The 15,399-nt window shown below is 73.1% G+C and carries 13 protein-coding genes and 1 pseudogene; 11 read left to right on the top strand and 3 right to left on the bottom strand.

Annotated elements, in window-relative coordinates; all coding sequences use genetic code 11:
* Window positions 1–23: 23 nt before the first annotated feature.
* Window positions 24–2,546 carry a glycoside hydrolase family 3 C-terminal domain-containing protein gene (locus ACN28A_RS05110; RefSeq protein ID WP_421392855.1) on the bottom strand — a complete coding sequence of 841 codons (2,523 nt, stop codon included), beginning with the start codon at window positions 2,544–2,546 and terminating at the stop codon, window positions 24–26.
* A 71-nt stretch (window positions 2,547–2,617) separates the two neighbouring features.
* Window positions 2,618–3,379 (bottom strand): SDR family NAD(P)-dependent oxidoreductase, encoded by a 762-nt coding sequence (locus ACN28A_RS05105; RefSeq protein WP_421392853.1) that lies wholly within the window; start codon window positions 3,377–3,379, stop codon window positions 2,618–2,620.
* Between the two features lie 218 nt (window positions 3,380–3,597).
* Here ACN28A_RS05105 and ACN28A_RS05100 point away from each other — a divergent pair, with 218 nt between their 5' ends.
* The 11 genes and pseudogenes from ACN28A_RS05100 to ACN28A_RS05050 all read left to right on the top strand — a co-directional run bounded on the left by ACN28A_RS05100 (window position 3,598) and on the right by ACN28A_RS05050 (window position 14,584).
* The gene (locus ACN28A_RS05100; protein WP_421392851.1) at window positions 3,598–3,948 is read left to right on the top strand and encodes a histidine triad nucleotide-binding protein; all 351 of its coding nucleotides are present in this window, start codon (window positions 3,598–3,600) and stop codon (window positions 3,946–3,948) included.
* A 226-nt stretch (window positions 3,949–4,174) separates the two neighbouring features.
* Window positions 4,175–5,259: pseudogene (locus ACN28A_RS05095) on the top strand (IS110 family transposase); the annotation flags it as partial.
* Window positions 5,260–5,399: 140 nt separating this feature from the next.
* Window positions 5,400–6,791 (top strand): serine hydrolase domain-containing protein, encoded by a 1,392-nt coding sequence (locus ACN28A_RS05090; protein ID WP_421392849.1) that lies wholly within the window; start codon window positions 5,400–5,402, stop codon window positions 6,789–6,791.
* Between the two features lie 366 nt (window positions 6,792–7,157).
* A complete protein-coding gene (locus ACN28A_RS05085; RefSeq protein WP_421392846.1) occupies window positions 7,158–8,222 on the top strand; it encodes a PhoH family protein in 1,065 nt (354 codons plus the stop codon).
* Between the two features lie 67 nt (window positions 8,223–8,289).
* On the top strand, window positions 8,290–8,757 hold the full coding sequence (ybeY, locus tag ACN28A_RS05080) for an rRNA maturation RNase YbeY (RefSeq protein WP_278066311.1): 468 nt from the start codon (window positions 8,290–8,292) through the stop codon (window positions 8,755–8,757).
* Complete coding sequence (locus tag ACN28A_RS05075) at window positions 8,757–10,190, top strand: hemolysin family protein (protein WP_421392844.1); 1,434 nt, start codon at window positions 8,757–8,759, stop codon at window positions 10,188–10,190. The genes ybeY and ACN28A_RS05075 overlap by 1 nt, the downstream gene beginning before the upstream one ends.
* The gene (locus ACN28A_RS05070; RefSeq protein WP_421392842.1) at window positions 10,183–10,581 is read left to right on the top strand and encodes a cytidine deaminase; all 399 of its coding nucleotides are present in this window, start codon (window positions 10,183–10,185) and stop codon (window positions 10,579–10,581) included. Before ACN28A_RS05075 ends, ACN28A_RS05070 begins: the two co-directional genes overlap by 8 nt.
* Window positions 10,578–11,546 carry a GTPase Era gene (era, locus tag ACN28A_RS05065; protein ID WP_421392840.1) on the top strand — a complete coding sequence of 323 codons (969 nt, stop codon included), beginning with the start codon at window positions 10,578–10,580 and terminating at the stop codon, window positions 11,544–11,546. The genes ACN28A_RS05070 and era overlap by 4 nt, the downstream gene beginning before the upstream one ends.
* A 68-nt stretch (window positions 11,547–11,614) precedes the next feature.
* Window positions 11,615–12,454, top strand: a complete 840-nt coding sequence (locus tag ACN28A_RS05060) for an NAD-dependent epimerase/dehydratase family protein (RefSeq protein WP_421392837.1) — start codon at window positions 11,615–11,617, stop codon at window positions 12,452–12,454.
* A gap of 81 nt (window positions 12,455–12,535) precedes the next feature.
* A complete protein-coding gene (locus ACN28A_RS05055; RefSeq protein WP_421392835.1) occupies window positions 12,536–13,192 on the top strand; it encodes an MOSC domain-containing protein in 657 nt (218 codons plus the stop codon).
* A 180-nt stretch (window positions 13,193–13,372) separates the two neighbouring features.
* Window positions 13,373–14,584, top strand: a complete 1,212-nt coding sequence (locus tag ACN28A_RS05050) for an acyltransferase family protein (RefSeq protein ID WP_421392832.1) — start codon at window positions 13,373–13,375, stop codon at window positions 14,582–14,584.
* Here ACN28A_RS05050 and ACN28A_RS05045 read toward each other — a convergent pair.
* Window positions 14,565–15,350 carry a DUF4097 family beta strand repeat-containing protein gene (locus ACN28A_RS05045; RefSeq protein ID WP_421392829.1) on the bottom strand — a complete coding sequence of 262 codons (786 nt, stop codon included), beginning with the start codon at window positions 15,348–15,350 and terminating at the stop codon, window positions 14,565–14,567. The two genes, ACN28A_RS05050 and ACN28A_RS05045, sit on opposite strands and share 20 nt — an antisense overlap.
* Between the last annotated feature and the right edge of the window lie 49 nt (window positions 15,351–15,399).

The following is a 15,399-nucleotide window of genomic DNA, read 5'->3' as shown; positions in this document are numbered from 1 at the left end:
CGCTGCTGACCCGGCCTGACCGGTCAGGAATCGAGGTCGACGGTGGCGGTCCGGCGCAGGTCGCCGAGGCTGTGTGCCGCCTCGACCCGGTACCGGCCGGTGCGGGTCCGCCAGCCGTCCGACTCCCAGACCTGGAAGGTGCGCTCCGGCAGCGGCACCCGGACCGTCACCGTCCCGCCGGGAGCGGCGGCGGCAGCGGCGAAGCCGGCCAGCCAGCGGACCGGACGATCCGGGTCGGCGACCTCGGGGCCGACGTACACCTGCACCACCTCGCGGCCGGGCCGGCGGCCGGTGTTCCGGACGGTGACCACCGCGACCGGCCCCGCCGCCGTCTCGTCCACCGTCAGCGACTCGTAGGCCCAGTCGGTGTAGCCGAGCCCGTGCCCGAACGGGAAGAGCGGCTCGGCCCGCCAGCCCCGGTAGCCGACGAAGACCCCGTCGGAGTATTCGAGCACCCCGTCGACCGGGGTGGTGGGCAGCGCCGGGCAGTCCTCGGCCCGGCGTGGCCAGGTGGTCGGCAGCCGTCCGCCCGGCTCCGCCCGCCCCAGCAGTACGTCGGCGAGCGCCACCCCGGCCTGCTGACCGGGAAACCAGGTCAGCAGGATCGCCGCCACCTCGTCCGCCCAGGGCATCAGCACCGGTGAGCCGGCGTTGACCACCACCACCGTGCGTGGGTTGGCCGCCGCCACCCGGCGGACCAGTTCGTCCTGCCGGCCGGGCAGCGCCAGCGTGCTCCGGTCGAACCCCTCCGACTCCACCTCCTCGGTGGTGCCGACCACCACCACCGCGACGTCGGCCCCGGCGGACAGCCGGACCGCCTCGTCGAGCAGCGCCTCCGCCGGGGACTCCTCGTCGAGCAACGTCTCCGCCGTGGACTCCCCGGCGGCGACGGCCGGCTCGGCGTGTCCGAGGGTGACCGACACGAAGCCCGGGTGGTCGCCGTCGACGATCCGCCGGCGCAGCAGCACCTCGACCGGCTCGCCGGCCCGGACCGGGATCTCGAACCGGCGCTCGAGGGTGCCCCGGAAGACGGTTCCGGGCTCCTCGGCCGGGTCGGCGAGCGGGCCGTCGAAGAGTTCCGCACCGTCCACGGTGAGGGTGAGGAAGCCGAAGCCCTCGACGGAGAGCAGGGCGGTGCCGCTGCGGCGCGGTGTGTGCACTGCGTGCAGTTCGACGCTTGCCAGCTCTTCCAGCGGCATCCCGTCGGGCAGCTCACCCATCCAGCGCACGGTGGCCCGGTCCAGCTCCGTCAAGTAGCGCTCGCGGCCGTCGGCGTCGCGCAGCGTCGCGGTGATCGGGGTCCAGGCGACACCACCGGCGGCCGGCAGCCGGAGCCGGGGATCGGCGCCGACCGCGTACCCGAGTTCGGTCTCCGGGAGCGCGGCGGTCAGCCCGGCGAGCGGCGAGATCGCGTGCGGCGGCGAGACGAGCGCACTGCCGCCACCCTGGATCCGGGCGTCGTCGGCGAGCGCGCCGAGCACCGCGACCCGGCGCAGCCGGCCGGGATCGAGCGGCAGCAGGTCGCCGTCGTTGCGGGCCAGCACGAAGGAGTTGACCGCGACCGCGTGCGCCACGGCGGCGCCGTCCGGCGGGCGCGGCAGGTCGGCCGGATCCACCGCCGGGGGCACGCCGTCGAGCAGCCCGGCCCGGCCGGCGAGCCGGAGCACCCGGCGTACCTTGTCGGCCACCTCCGTCTCGGCGACGGTGCCGGCGCGGACGGCGGCGACCAGCGCGGCGCCCCACGGGTCACCGACGGCCGGCATCACCACGTCGAGCCCGGCGTTCGCGGACGCCTCGGTACTCCGCGCCGCCGTCCAGTCGGAGACCACGACCCCGTCGAAGCCCCACTCCCGCTTGAGCAGGTCCCGCAGCAGCCCGGCGTGCTCGGTCATGGTGTGCCCGTTCACCCCGTTGTACGCCGCCATCACCGCCCAGACCCCGGCGGCGACGATCCGCTCGAACGGATAGAGGTAGACCTCCCGGAGCGCCCGCTCGGAGACCCGGACGTCCACGGTCATCCGCTCCGTCTCCGAGTCGTTGGCGACCAGGTGCTTCACCGTCGCCCCGACACCGAGATCCTGCACTCCGGTGACGTAGCCGACGCCGATCTCGGCGGTGAGCAGCGGGTCCTCCGAGTAGCACTCGAAGTGCCGGCCGCCGAGCGGGCTGCGGTGCAGGTTGACGGTGGGGGCGAGGAGCAGGTGGATGCCGTTGCGCCGGCACTCGGAACCGAGCATCCGACCGGCCTGCCGGGCCAGCTCGGGATCCCAGGTGGCGGCCAGCGCGGTCGGGCTGGGCAGGGCGATCGACGGGTTGTCCGGGGCCCAGCGGACGCCGCGTACCCCGATCGGGCCGTCCGACATCACGAGCGTGCCGAGCCCGATCCCGGGTACCGCCGGCAGGGTCCAGAAGTCCCGACCGGAGAGCAGCCGGACCCGGGTCTCCAGGTCGAGCGCGGCGAGCGCCCGCTCCAGCACCGCCTCGTCCCCGCCGGTCGTCGTCCCGTCCTTGCCGGTCGTCGTCCCGTCCCGCCGATCCACCGTCATCGTCGCGCCCCTTCCGCCGGCCGGATATCGATCATCCTGCCAGTCGCCAGCCCCGTTCACCGACCGCCGGCTCAGCTGCGCAGGTAGGAGGCGCCGTTGAGGTCCACGATGGTGCCGGAGGCCCACTCCGCCTCGGGCGAGGCCAGCCAGTGCACGGCGGCGGCGATCTCCGCCGGCCGGGCGACCCGGTTGAACGGGCTCTGCGCCCGGATCGCGTCGCCGCGCGGCGCCTTGAGGTGCTCGTTCGTCATGTCGGTCTCGACGAAGCCGGGCGCGACGGTGGCGACCGCGATGCCGTACGGGGCCAGGGCCACCGCGAGGGACTGGCCGAGCGCGTTCAGCCCGGCCTTGCTGGCGCCGTACGCCGGCTGGGTCGGCTCGCCCCGGAACGCGCCCCGGGACGAGACGTTGACGATCCGGCCGCCCCGCTCCCGCAGGTGTCGCGCCGCGCACCAGATGGCGTTGGCCGCGCCGAGCAGGTTGACGTCGAGGGTACGCCGCCACTGCTGTTGCCACTGCTCGTAGGAGGACTCGAAGACCGGGTGCCCGGCGTCCGCACCGCCGAAGACCCCGGCGTTGTTCACGAGTACGTCGAGTCCGCCGAGCCGGTCGGCCGCGTCGTCGACCATCGCGCGTACCTCGTCCGGGTCGGCGAGGTCGGCCCGGACCACCACGTGCCCCTCGCCGGGCAGGGCCGCCACGAGTTGCTCGGCCAACGGAGCCGAGTCGCGGTGGTGCACCGCCACCCGGTCGCCACCGGCGGCGAACACCGTCGCCACCGCCCGCCCGATCCCCCGGGACGCTCCCGTCACCAGCACCGCTCGTCCAGTCATCGGCCCATGATGCCGGTCGGTCCGATCCCCGCCGCGACCTGGTTCCGGAGAACCTGCCTGGTTCCGGAGAACGTGCCTGGTTCCGGAGAACCTGGCGCCGGTCGGCCCGGCCCGGCACCGGCCCGACGCCGGCGGGGTCGGTTCCGGAGAGTCCGGCTCCGGGCCACCCGGCCCGGCCGGTACGCGGGCGGGACCGGCAGCCCCTACGATTGGCGACGATGGAGACTGACTGCCTGTTCTGCCGGATCGTCGCGGGCGAGATCCCGGCCACCGTCGTCCGGGAGACCGACACCACGCTGGCGTTCCGGGACATCGACCCGAAGGCCCCGGTGCACGTGCTGGTGATCCCGAAGGAGCACTACGCGGACGTGGTGACCCTGACCGAGGCCGATCCCGGGCTGGCCGGCGAGGTGCTCGGCACCGCGGCGGTGGTGGCCGAGATCGAGGGACTGGCCGCCGACGGATTCCGGTTGATCTTCAACACCGGCCCGTACGGTGGTCAGGAGGTCTTCCACGCGCACGCCCACGTGCTCGGCGGCGAGCCGCTGGGTCCGATGCTCGCCCGCTGACAGAGATGATGTTCATGAGCACCTCCCGCCGGGGTCTGACCCACCCTCTGACTGACTTCGGGTCCTCAACGGGATTTGTCGACTCCGGTCGGGAGGTGCTCGTGCACTCACCGGACGTGGCGTTGTGACTTCATAGGAGCCTGGCCAGAGGCCCCATCTCTGTCTTGTCCGCGTTGCCCGGCTGGTGCGTGCCGCCCTGCCCCCAGTCACGAACGACAGGACGACGATGCCTTCCATTACACCTGATGACGCCGTGATCGAGGTCTTCGGTGGGGTCGACACCCACCAGGACACCCACACCGCGGCGATGATCGACCAGATCGGGCGGGTGCTGGGCACCTGGCAGTTCCCCGCCACCGTGGCCGGCTACGCCGACCTGCTGGTCTGGATGCGCGGGCACGGCCGGCTGGGCCGGGTCGGGGTCGAGGGCACCGGCGCCTACGGCGCGGGACTGGCCCGCCTGCTACGCGACGAGCACGTCAAGGCGATCGAGGTCGACCGGCCGGACCGCAAGACCCGCCGGTTCCAGGGCAAGTCCGATCCGATCGACGCGATCCAGGCCGCCAGGGCAGCCCTGGCCGGGGAACGCACCGGCACCCCCAAACAACGCGACGGCCGTGTCGAGGCCCTACGCAACCTGCGGGTGGCCCGCCGCAGCGCCGTCGACCAGCGTGCTGACACCCAGCGCCAGATGAAGACCCTGATCGTCACCGCTCCCGACGAACTCCGCGCCCGGCTACGCGGCCTGAGCGTCAAGCAGCTGATCGTCACCTGCGCGAACCTGCGGCCCGAGCGGGCCGATGCCGCCACCCCGGCCACCGCCGCCGAGATCGCGCTGCGGTCCCTGGCCCGCCGCCACCAGCAGCTGTCCGTCGAGATCACCGACCTCGACGAGCTACTCGAACCGCTGGTCGCTGCGATCAACCCCGGCCTGCTGGCCGCCAACGGCGTCGGCGCCGAGGTCGCCGGCCAGTTGCTGGTCAGCACCGGCGAGAACCACGACCGGATCGTCTCCGAGGCGGCGTTCGCCATGCTCTGCGGCGTCGCCCCGATCCCCGCCAGCTCCGGCAGGACCACCCGGCACCGACTCAACCGCGGCGGTGACCGGCAGGCCAACGCCGCCCTCTACCGCGTGGTGCTCTGCCGCCTGCGCTGGGATCCGCGCACCCGCGAGTACATGCAACGACGTACCAAGGAAGGCATGTCAAAGAAAGAAATCATTCGATGCCTCAAGCGATACGTCGCCCGCGAGCTCTACCAGGTCATCACCGCAAACGATCTCGAACTCGCCGCTTGACATCCATAGGAGCATCCGCACCGCCGCCGGTCATCCGGCACCGCCTCGCACCCCCGCACGTCACGCCGAGCGTAGGATCCACGATCTTGACGTGTGGAAGCGTGCGTGACGTGTGGAAGCGTGCTTCCTGACCTGCGGTAGCCGAGGGAGAGAGATGGCCGAGGTCGATCGGCGGTTGGAGCGGCTCGTCCGGCAGGCGCAGGCCGACTCCCGGATCCCGGCGGTCTCGGTCGCACTGCACCGGGCCGACCGGCCGCTCTGGACCTGCACGGTCGGCAGCACCGGCAACGACGCCCCGCTCGGTCCGGGCACCGCGTTCCGGATCGGCTCGGTGACCAAGACCTTCACCGCCGTACTCGTGTTGCAGTGCCGGGACGACGGCCTGCTCGACCTCGACGACCCGATCGGGGCGTACCTGGACGTGCCGGCACACGCCGAGCTGACCGTACGCCGGCTGCTGTCGCACACCTCCGGCGTGCAGCGCGAGCCGTACGGCGACATCTGGGACACCCTGCACACCCCGGAGCTGGCCGGATTCCTCGCCGACCTGGCCCGGGCCGAACGGGTACTTCCGCCGGCCCGCCGGTTCCACTACTCCAACCTCGGCGTCGCGCTGCTCGGCCAGGCTGTCGCGCGGCTGCGCGGCGGCGGCTGGGCGGAGGTGCTGGCCGACCGGGTGCTCACCCCGCTCGGCCTGGCCGACACCCACCAGGGGCCGCCGGCCGGTGCGGCGACCGGCTTCCTGGTCGACGCCTACTCCGACCACGCCCGGCCGGAGCCGAACACCGACCTCGGCGCGGTCGGGCCGGCGGCCCAGCTCTGGAGCACCGCCCCCGACATGGCCCGCTGGGCGGCGTTCCTGGCCGATCCGGCGGCGGTCGACCCGGCCGGTGCGGTACTCCGGCCGGACACCCTCGACGAGATGCGCTGGCCGCTGACCGTGACCGACGAGTCGCTCTGGGCCGCCGGGTTCGGGCTGGGCCTGATCCTGCTGCCGCAGCGGGACGACTGGGGGGCCGCCGAGCGGGTGCTGCACGTCGGCCACGACGGCGCGATGCCCGGCTTCCTGGCCAGCGTCTACGGCCGGCGGGGTGGTTCCGGCACGCCGGGCGCGATGGGCTGCGCGGTGCTCGGCTCCTCCGGCACCGGGGTGGCGGTGAACGAGCTGGCGCACCAGATCCTCGCCGCCTCGGCCCGGGACGATCCCGCCGACATCGTGCCGTGGGTTCCTGGCGAGCCGGCCCCGGAGGCGTACCGGGGGCTGCTCGGCCGCTGGTGGGGCGAGGGGTTCGAGTACGTCTTCACGTGGTCCGACGGCGCCCTGCGGGCCCGGGGGGCCGCCGACCCGGGCGGCCGGCCGCCGGCCGTCTTCGCGCCGCTGCCGGACCGGCCGGACGTGTTGCGGACGATCTCCGGCCGCGAGGTCGGCGAGCTGCTCCGGCTGACCCGGGACGAACGGGGCGAGGTGGTCCGGATGCACTGGGCCACCTACCGGTTCACCCGCCGCCAGGAGACCTTCGACCGCTTCGACTTCCGGACGGCCTGACCCACCCGTCCGCGACCGCACCCCGGCACCCACCGCACCCCCTCCCGGTCCCTTTCTCCAGGAGCCGGGTTCCGCCGCTGGCTGACCTGGACACGGTGGGCGTAACCGCCGCCCGGTTACGCCCAGCGTGTCCAGGTCAGCGGGTGGGACGATCATCCGGTGGGCCGGGTCGGGTCGGGCTGGCGGGTGGCCGGGGCGCGAGCTGCCCAGGCCGGTGGAGAGTGGCGGAAATGGGCAGCGTGCCGTCGGCGTTGAACAGATACGATGACTCCAACGTCCGCACGTCGCGCGACCAGCCGGGAGGTTCCCGGCGGCCCGGCGGCACCGAGATCGGAAGCAGGTGGCACAGGGCCTCGGGCCCGACCCATGACCGGTACCCCACCCCCCGGACAGACCCGGGTGCAGACCAGGATCACGGTTCCCGACCCCAAGATCATGGTTAATCTGCTCGGCGCGGGCGACGAGATCCTGCGGCTGATCGAGCGGTCGATCCCCAGCGACGTGCACGTCCGGGGAAACGAGATCACTCTCACCGGTGCCCCTGCCGACAACGCCTTCGCCGAGCGGCTCTTCACCGAGCTGCTCGAACTGATCGAGAAGGGCGAGACGCTGACCACCGACGCCGTGCGGCGTACTCTCGGCATGATCGAGCAGGGCGGCACCGAGCGCCCCGCCGAGGTGCTGACGCTCAACATCCTGTCCCGGCGCGGCCGGACCATCCGGCCCAAGACGCTGGGCCAGAAGCGGTACGTCGACGCGATCGACGGGCACACGATCGTCTTCGGCATCGGCCCGGCCGGTACCGGCAAGACCTACCTCGCGATGGCCAAGGCCGTGCAGGCGCTCCAGGCCAAGCAGGTGAACCGGATCATCCTGACCCGGCCGGCGGTCGAGGCCGGCGAGCGGCTCGGCTTCCTGCCCGGCACGCTCTACGAGAAGATCGACCCCTACCTGCGCCCGCTCTACGACGCGCTGCACGACATGCTCGACCCGGACTCCATCCCCAAGCTGATGGCCGCCGGGACGATCGAGGTCGCCCCGCTGGCATACATGAGGGGCCGTACGCTTAATGACGCTTTCATCATCCTCGACGAGGCGCAGAACACCACGCCCGAGCAGATGAAGATGTTCCTCACCCGGCTCGGCTTCGGCTCCAAGATCGTGGTGACCGGCGACGTGACCCAGGTCGACCTGCCCGGCGGGACGACGAGCGGCCTGCGCGCCGTCCGGGACATCCTCGAAGGGGTCGAGGACGTGCACTTCTCCCAGCTCGGCAGCTCCGACGTCGTGCGGCACCGGCTGGTCAGTGACATCGTGGACGCGTATGCCCGCTGGGACGCCGAGCGGGAGTCCCAGCAGGGCCAGGGCGTGCACGCCGTACCGGGACGGACCGCGCACGGCGGTCGGTCCGGCGGCGGCCGGCGCCGCTAGCCAGCCGACGGCCGGGCGCGGCACAGCCAGATCACCACAGCTTCCGACAGTGCATCAGGGGAACCAGTTGTCCATCGAGATCGCCAACGAGTCGGGGAGCAGCGTCGACACCGACGCCGTGCTCGCCGTCGCCCGGCACGCCCTCGACGAGATGGGAGTCAACTCCCTCGCCGAGCTGTCGGTGCTGCTCGTCGACGTCGACTACATGACCGAGCTGAACCACCGCTGGATGGGCGGGGACGGCCCCACCGACGTACTCGCCTTCCCGATGGACGAGGGCAGCGTCGACCACGGGCCCGGCGAGGTCAACGGCGGTGAGCCGGCGCTGCTCGGCGACATCGTGCTCTGCCCCGAGGTCGCCGCCAAGCAGGCGGCCGCCGCCGGGCACTCGGCCGACGACGAGCTGCACCTGCTGACCGTGCACGGCGTACTGCACCTGCTCGGCTACGACCACGCCGAACCTGAGGAGGAACGGGAGATGTTCGCGCTACAGGCGCGGCTCCTGGACAGCTGGCGCGCGACCCGGACCCAGTGATGCCTGACCATTTAGCCGCGCTGCCCGCGTCGTTGGCGTCGTCCGCCGGCGCCCCGGGCGGCCTTCCCGATCTCGTGCTCATCTTCTTCGCCGCCGGTCTGGTGGTGCTGGCCGGCATCTTCGCGATGGCCGACGCCGCGCTCGCCGCCGTCTCCCCGGCCCAGGCCGGTGAACTGGCCCGGGACGGCGTACGCGGCGCGCGTACCCTCCAGGTGGTCGCCGCCGACGCGGTCCGGCACATCAACCTGCTGCTGTTGCTGCGACTGCTCTGCGAGCTGACCGCGACCGTGCTCGTCGCGCTCGTCGCGGTGGACACCTTCGGCGCCGGCTGGACCGCCGCCCTGGTCACCGCGGGCGCGATGACGGTGGTCAGCTTCGTCGTGGTCGGCGTGGCGCCGCGCACCATCGGCCGGCAGCACGCCTACACCGTCGGCCGGGTCACCGCGCCGCTGGTGCGCTGGCTTGGCCGGGTGCTGAACCCGCTCGCCTCGCTGCTGATCCTGATCGGCAACGCGGTCACCCCCGGGCGCGGCTTCCGGGAGGGCCCGTTCGCCACCCAGGTCGAGCTGCGCGAGCTGGTCGACCTGGCCGAGCAGCGCGGTGTCGTGGAGCACGGCGAACGGCAGATGATCCACTCGGTCTTCGCGCTCGGCGAGACCATCGCCCGCGAGGTGATGGTGCCGCGTACCGAGATGGTCTGGATCGAGGCGCACAAGAAGCTGCCGCAGGCGCTGGTGCTCTTCCTCCGTTCCGGCTTCTCCCGGATTCCGGTGATCGGCGAGAGCGTCGACGACGTGCTCGGGGTGCTCTATCTCAAGGACGTGATCCGGCAGACCCAGGGCGACGACCCGGCCGCCGAGGCGCGGCCGGTCTCCGAGGTGATGCGGACCGCCACCTTCGTGCCCGAGTCGAAGCCTGTCGACGACCTGCTCTCCGAGATGCAGGCGGCCCGCACCCACATGGTGATCGTCGTCGACGAGTACGGCGGCACCGGCGGGCTGGTCACCATCGAGGACATCCTGGAGGAGATCGTCGGCGAGATCACCGACGAGTACGACGTCGAGCGCCCGCCGGTCGAGCACCTCGACGACGGCCAGGTGCGGGTCACCGCCCGGCTGCCGGTGGAGGACCTCGGCGAGCTGTTCGACGTCGAGTTGCCGGCCGACGAGGTGGAGACGGTCGGCGGCCTGCTCGCCCAGGCGCTCGGCCGGGTGCCGTTGCCCGGCGCCTCGGCCGACGTGGGCGGGCTGCGTCTGATCGCCGAGGGCACCACCGGGCGGCGCAACCACATCGACTCCGTACTGGTCCGCCGGCTCACCGAGGCGGACTCGCCGGAGCAGCAGCAGACCCCCACCGCCCCGGCGAGCCGGGGTGCCGAGAACACCCGGGAGCAGCAGTCCCGGGCCGAGGAGAGGCAGCCCGCCGATGCCTGAGCCGTCCGCCGCGCCGACGACCGCCCCGGTCGCCGGGCACACCCCGTCGGCGACTGTCGAGTTGACCGCCGAGGACACCAAGCTGGTGGTGCTGGCCCGGGGCGCCCGGGGCCGGGTCGGCGCGGTGGAGGGCGCGGCAGTACGCGACCAGGACGGCCGGACGTACGCCGCCGCCAGCGTCTCGCTGCCGTCGCTGACCATCACCGCGTTGCAGCTCGCGGTCGCCTCGGCGGTCGCCGCCGGTGCCACCCGGCTGGAGGCCGGTGCGGTGGTGACCGAGGCGTCGACGCTCGACGGCGCCGGGCACGCCGCCGTCCGCGACCTGACGGCGGACGCCCCGATCCACGTCGCCGCCCCGGACGGCACCCTGCTCGGCACGGTGCTGGAGTGAGCGCGTCCGAGGACACTCCCCGGTCCGCCGGCCGGCGCGCCACCGGTGCCCGGGAGGCCGGGCCGCGTGCGGCGGGTGGTCGGGAGGACGGTTACCGGGCCGGGTTCGCCTGCTTCGTCGGGCGGCCGAACGCCGGCAAGTCGACGCTGACGAACGCGATCGTCGGGCAGAAGATCGCGATCACCTCCAACAAGCCGCAGACCACCCGGCACGTGATCCGGGCCGTACTGCACCGGCCGGACTCGCAGCTCGTCCTGGTGGACACCCCGGGGCTGCACCGGCCGCGTACCCTGCTCGGCGAGCGGCTCAACGACCTGGTCCGGCAGACCTGGAGCGAGGTCGACGTGATCGGCCTCTGCATCCCGGCCGACGAGCCGATCGGCCGGGGCGACCGGTTCATCACCGGCGAGCTGGCCGAGCTGAAGGCCACGGTGCTGGCGGTGGTGACCAAGACCGACCTGGTGGACCGGAAGCGGCTGGCCGAGCAGTTGCTCGCGGTCAGCGAGCTGGGCGACTTCGCCGAGGTGGTACCCGTCAGTGCGGTCTCCGGGCACCAGGTGGAGACCCTTGTCGACGTGATGACCGGCTATCTGCCCGGCTCGCCGCAGCTCTATCCGGACGACATGCTCACCGACGAGCCGGAGCAGATCCTGGTCGCCGAGCTGATCCGGGAGGCGGCCCTGGAGGGGGTCCGGGACGAGCTGCCGCACTCGATCGCGGTGGTGGTCGAGGAGATGATTCCGGAGGACCGGCTGACGAAGATCTACGCCGACGTCTACGTGGAGCGTTCCAGCCAGAAGGCGATCGTGATCGGGGCGCGGGCCAGCCGGCTCAAGGAGGTCGGCATCCGGGCCCGGCAGCAGATCGAGGAACTGCTCGGCACCCGCGTCTATCTCGACCTGCACGTCCGGGTCGCCAAGGACTGGCAGCGGGACCCGAAGCAGCTCCGCAAGCTCGGCTTCTGAAGCCCGTCCGCGCCGGGCAGGGAACGCGCCGGGCAGGGAACGCGCCGGGAAGAGAAGAGGAGACGCGAATGGTTTCGCGGCTACTTGTCACCGGCTCGGCCGGGCGGGTCGGCCGGCTGCTCCGGCCCCGGCTGGCCGGCCCGGAGCGCATCCTGCGGCTGCTCGACCTCGCCGACCAGGCCGCACCGGGCCCCGGCGAGCCGGTGGAGGTCGTCCGGGCCGACATCTTCGACGAGGTCGCGCTGGCGGCGGCCTGTGCCGGGGTGGATGCCGTACTGCACCTGGCGGCGATCCCCACCGAGGAGAGTTGGGCGGAACTGCTCCGGGTGAACGTGACAGGCACGCAGCGGGTGCTGGAGGCCGCCCGTACCGCCGGGGTGTCCCGGGTGGTGCTCGCCTCGACGATCCACGCCGCCGGCTGGTACCGGCGGGCCGGCAGCACCCCGGAGCCGGCCGGCGTACCGGCACCGGAGGGCCCGGACGGGGTACCGGCGGCGGCGCCCGCCCGGCCGAACACCTACTACGGCTGGTCGAAGGCGGCCGTCGAGTCACTCGGCAGCCTCTACGCGGACCGGTACGGCATGACGGTCTTCGCGTTGCGGCTCGGCGCCTGCTTCCCCGAGCCGCCCGGGGTGAGCGGGCTGGAGAACTGGCTCTCCCCGGACGACTGCACGCGACTTGTCGACGCCTGCCTGCGGGCCGACACCACCGGCTTCCGGCTGCTCTGGGGGATCAGCCGGAACAGCCGGCGCTGGTGGTCGCTGGCCGAGGGGCGGAAGATCGGGTACGAGCCGCAGGACGACGCCGAGCGCTACGCCGACCAGGTCCGCCCGCTGGACGGCGAGGTCGCCACCGCCGGCCTGCTCGGCGCCCAGTTCTGCGCCTACCCGCTCGGCGAGCGGCCCTGACCTGCCCTGACCTGCCCTGACACGGCCTCGCGGCGCAAATCGGTGCCGGTCGAAGGACGGCAGTGGGTAGGGTGCGGATCCATGGGAAAAATCCTCTCGGTCAACCTGGCCGTGCCCGAGCCGAACAGCGCCAAGGCGGTCGGCACCACGGGCATCAACAAGCGTCCGGTCGACGGGGCGGTGCAGGTCCGGGCGCCCGGTCCGAAGACCGTCGGGCTGGGCAGCGGCCTGGTCGGTGACCAGATCTTCGACGTGGCGCACCACGGCGGCGACGACCAGGCGGTGTACGCGTACGCCCGGGAGGACTACGACTGGTGGGAGGCGGAACTCGGCCGGACGCTGCCCGGCGGACTCTTCGGGGAGAACCTCACCACGGTCGGGCTCGACGTGAACGGGGCGGTCCTCGGCGAGCAGTGGCGGGTCGGCGCCGAACTGGTGTTGCAGACCACCTTCGGCCGAATCCCGTGCGCCACCTTCCAGGTCAAGATGGGGTTGCCGCAGTGGTTGAAGACGTTCACCCGGGCGGCCCGGCCGGGCGCCTACCTGCGGGTGGTGCGCCCGGGGGAGGTGCGGGCCGGCGACGAGGTGACGGTGCTGCACCGGCCGGAGCACGGGGTGACCGTCGCGGAGGGGTTCCGGGCCTGGATGTCCGAGCCGGAGCTGCTGCCCCGGCTGCTGGCCGTCGAGGAGGCGCCGGAGGAGCTGCGGGCACAGGTACGGCGGCGGCTGGCCGGCTGATCCGCCGGGCGCACCCGGCGGACAGGTGATGGCTGTCGGCGTCGTGCAAGCCCGGGTCCGGGGCGTTCGCCGGAAGTTCCCGGAGGGTTCACCGCACGGCCCGCACGGAATCGGTTGCCTGCGACGGTACGCGGGGTAGGAAGGCATCCTGTCCCGCCGTCCCGACGACAAGTCAGGCTGATGCGAAACCGGTACTACGACCTGCTCCGCTGCCTCGCCATCGTCCGTGTCGTCGTCTACCACGTCACCGGCTGGGCCTTTCTCACCCTCGCCTTCCCCGCCATGTCGGTGATGTTCGCGCTGGGCGGTGCGCTGATGGCCAGCTCGCTGGACCGCTTCGGCCCGGCCGCGGTCGGGCGCCGGCTGCGCCGCCTGCTGCCCTCGCTCTGGCTGGTGGCGCTGGTCTTCGTGCCCGCCATGCTGCTGACCGGCCTGGCGCCGTCCTGGCGGCTGGTGTTCTGGGTACTGCCGCTGGCCGACCCGCCGGCCAACACCTGGGGCGCGCTGGTGCTGAGCGTGGTCTGGTACCTGCGCGACTACCTGTGGTTCGTGCTCGTCTCCCCGGCCGCCCGCTGGCTGTTCCGGCGCTGGCCGGTACCGACGCTGCTGGCGCCGTACCTGCTGCTCGGGGTGGTCGAGTTCGGGTTTCCCGACGCGCCGGGGGTGCTGCGGGACTTCGGGCTCTACTACGGGGCCTGGCTGCTCGGCTTCGCCCAGCACGACGGGCTGCTGCGCCGGCTGTCCCGCCGGCTGCTGTTCGGGATCGCCGTGCCGGTCGGCGCGGCCGGTCTCGGCTGGATCCTCAGCCATCCGGGGCCGCGCGGCTACGACCTGAACGACGTACCGCTGGGCAACGCGCTCTGGTCGGTCGCGTTCGTGCTGCTGGTCTTCGGCCTGGCCCCGCCGGCCGCCGCCGGGGTCGACCGCGCCGCCGCCGGGGTCGGCCGGGTCGCCGCCGGGGTCGGCCGGGTCGTCGGCCGGGTCGTCGCCGGGATCGACCGCCGGGTACGGCTGGGTCGGGCGGTGACCGTGCTGAACAGCCGGGCACTCACCGTCTATCTCTGGCACATGCCCTTCGTGATCGCCGTGAACGAACTGCTCTCCGGGCTGGGGCTGGCCCATTCCTCCGCGCTCGGCCTGGCGGCCCGGCTGGCCGCCGTCGCGGTGCTGGTGGCGGTCGCGGTGGCCGTCTTCGGCTGGGTCGAGGACCTGGCCGCCCGGCGCCCGCCCCGGCTGCTGCCCGCCGCCCCGGAGCGGACGCCCGCCCGCCCGGTGCGGACACCCGCCGTCCCGGTACGGACACCCGCCGTCCCGGTACGGGCGCCGACCGGCACCGGGAGGTTGCCGGCGCCGGTCGGGGAACCCGCCGGGTTCAGCTCGACCGGACGGTGATGTCGCCGCTGCCGGTCTGGAGGTCGAGTACGGCCTTCGCGGCCGGGTCGTTCGGCACCTTCACGTCGGTGTTGCCCGAGTCGGCGTGCGTACGCACCTGGTAGCCGCCGGCCGGTACGGTCAGGTCGATCGAGCCGCTCGACGCGTCGGCCTGGACCGGGCCGGGGGCGGCCAGGGTCAGCGAGATGTCGCCGGAACCCGTCTGCGCGTCGACCTTCCCGGCACCGAGCGAGCGCCCCTGCACCGATCCGGAGCCGGCCCGCGCCGAGACGGTGCCGGGCAGCCGGGTGAGCCGGATGTCCCCGGAGCCGGTCTCGACGCGTACCGGGCCGTCGACGTCGGTCACCGTGATGTCGCCGGAGCCGACCTTGATGTCCACCTCGGTCAGCGCGGTCAGGTTGACGTCGCCGGAGCCGTTCTCGCCGCGCAGCGCGACCCCGGCCGGGGCGAGGATGTCGTACGACACCCCGCAGTGCTTGCCGCAGTCGGTGTCCAGGATCAGCTTCGTACCCTCGATCCGGTAGGTCGAGTCGTCCGGCTGCGGGCCGCGGTACTGCACCACCCGCTCGATCCGGACGTTCTGCACGGCTCCGGTGCGTACCACCACGTTTCCGGAACCGGGGAGCACCTCGATCTCGGTGATTTTCACGTCCTCGGTGCGGTCGTAGGTGAGCCGCTGCTCGGCGAGGCCGTCACAGCCGGCCAGGGCGATCAGGGCGGCCAGGGCGAGCCCGCCGGTCAGGGCGGTGGTCCGGGAAACCAGCATGCCGAAAAGGCTATGGGGGTGGCGGAGCACGGGCATCCGGGTTCCGCCA

Origin of the sequence: Plantactinospora sp. WMMB782 (genome assembly GCF_049179135.1) — a bacterium.
GTDB lineage: Bacteria > Actinomycetota > Actinomycetes > Mycobacteriales > Micromonosporaceae > Plantactinospora.
This window is presented reverse-complemented; position numbering and strand designations above follow the sequence as displayed.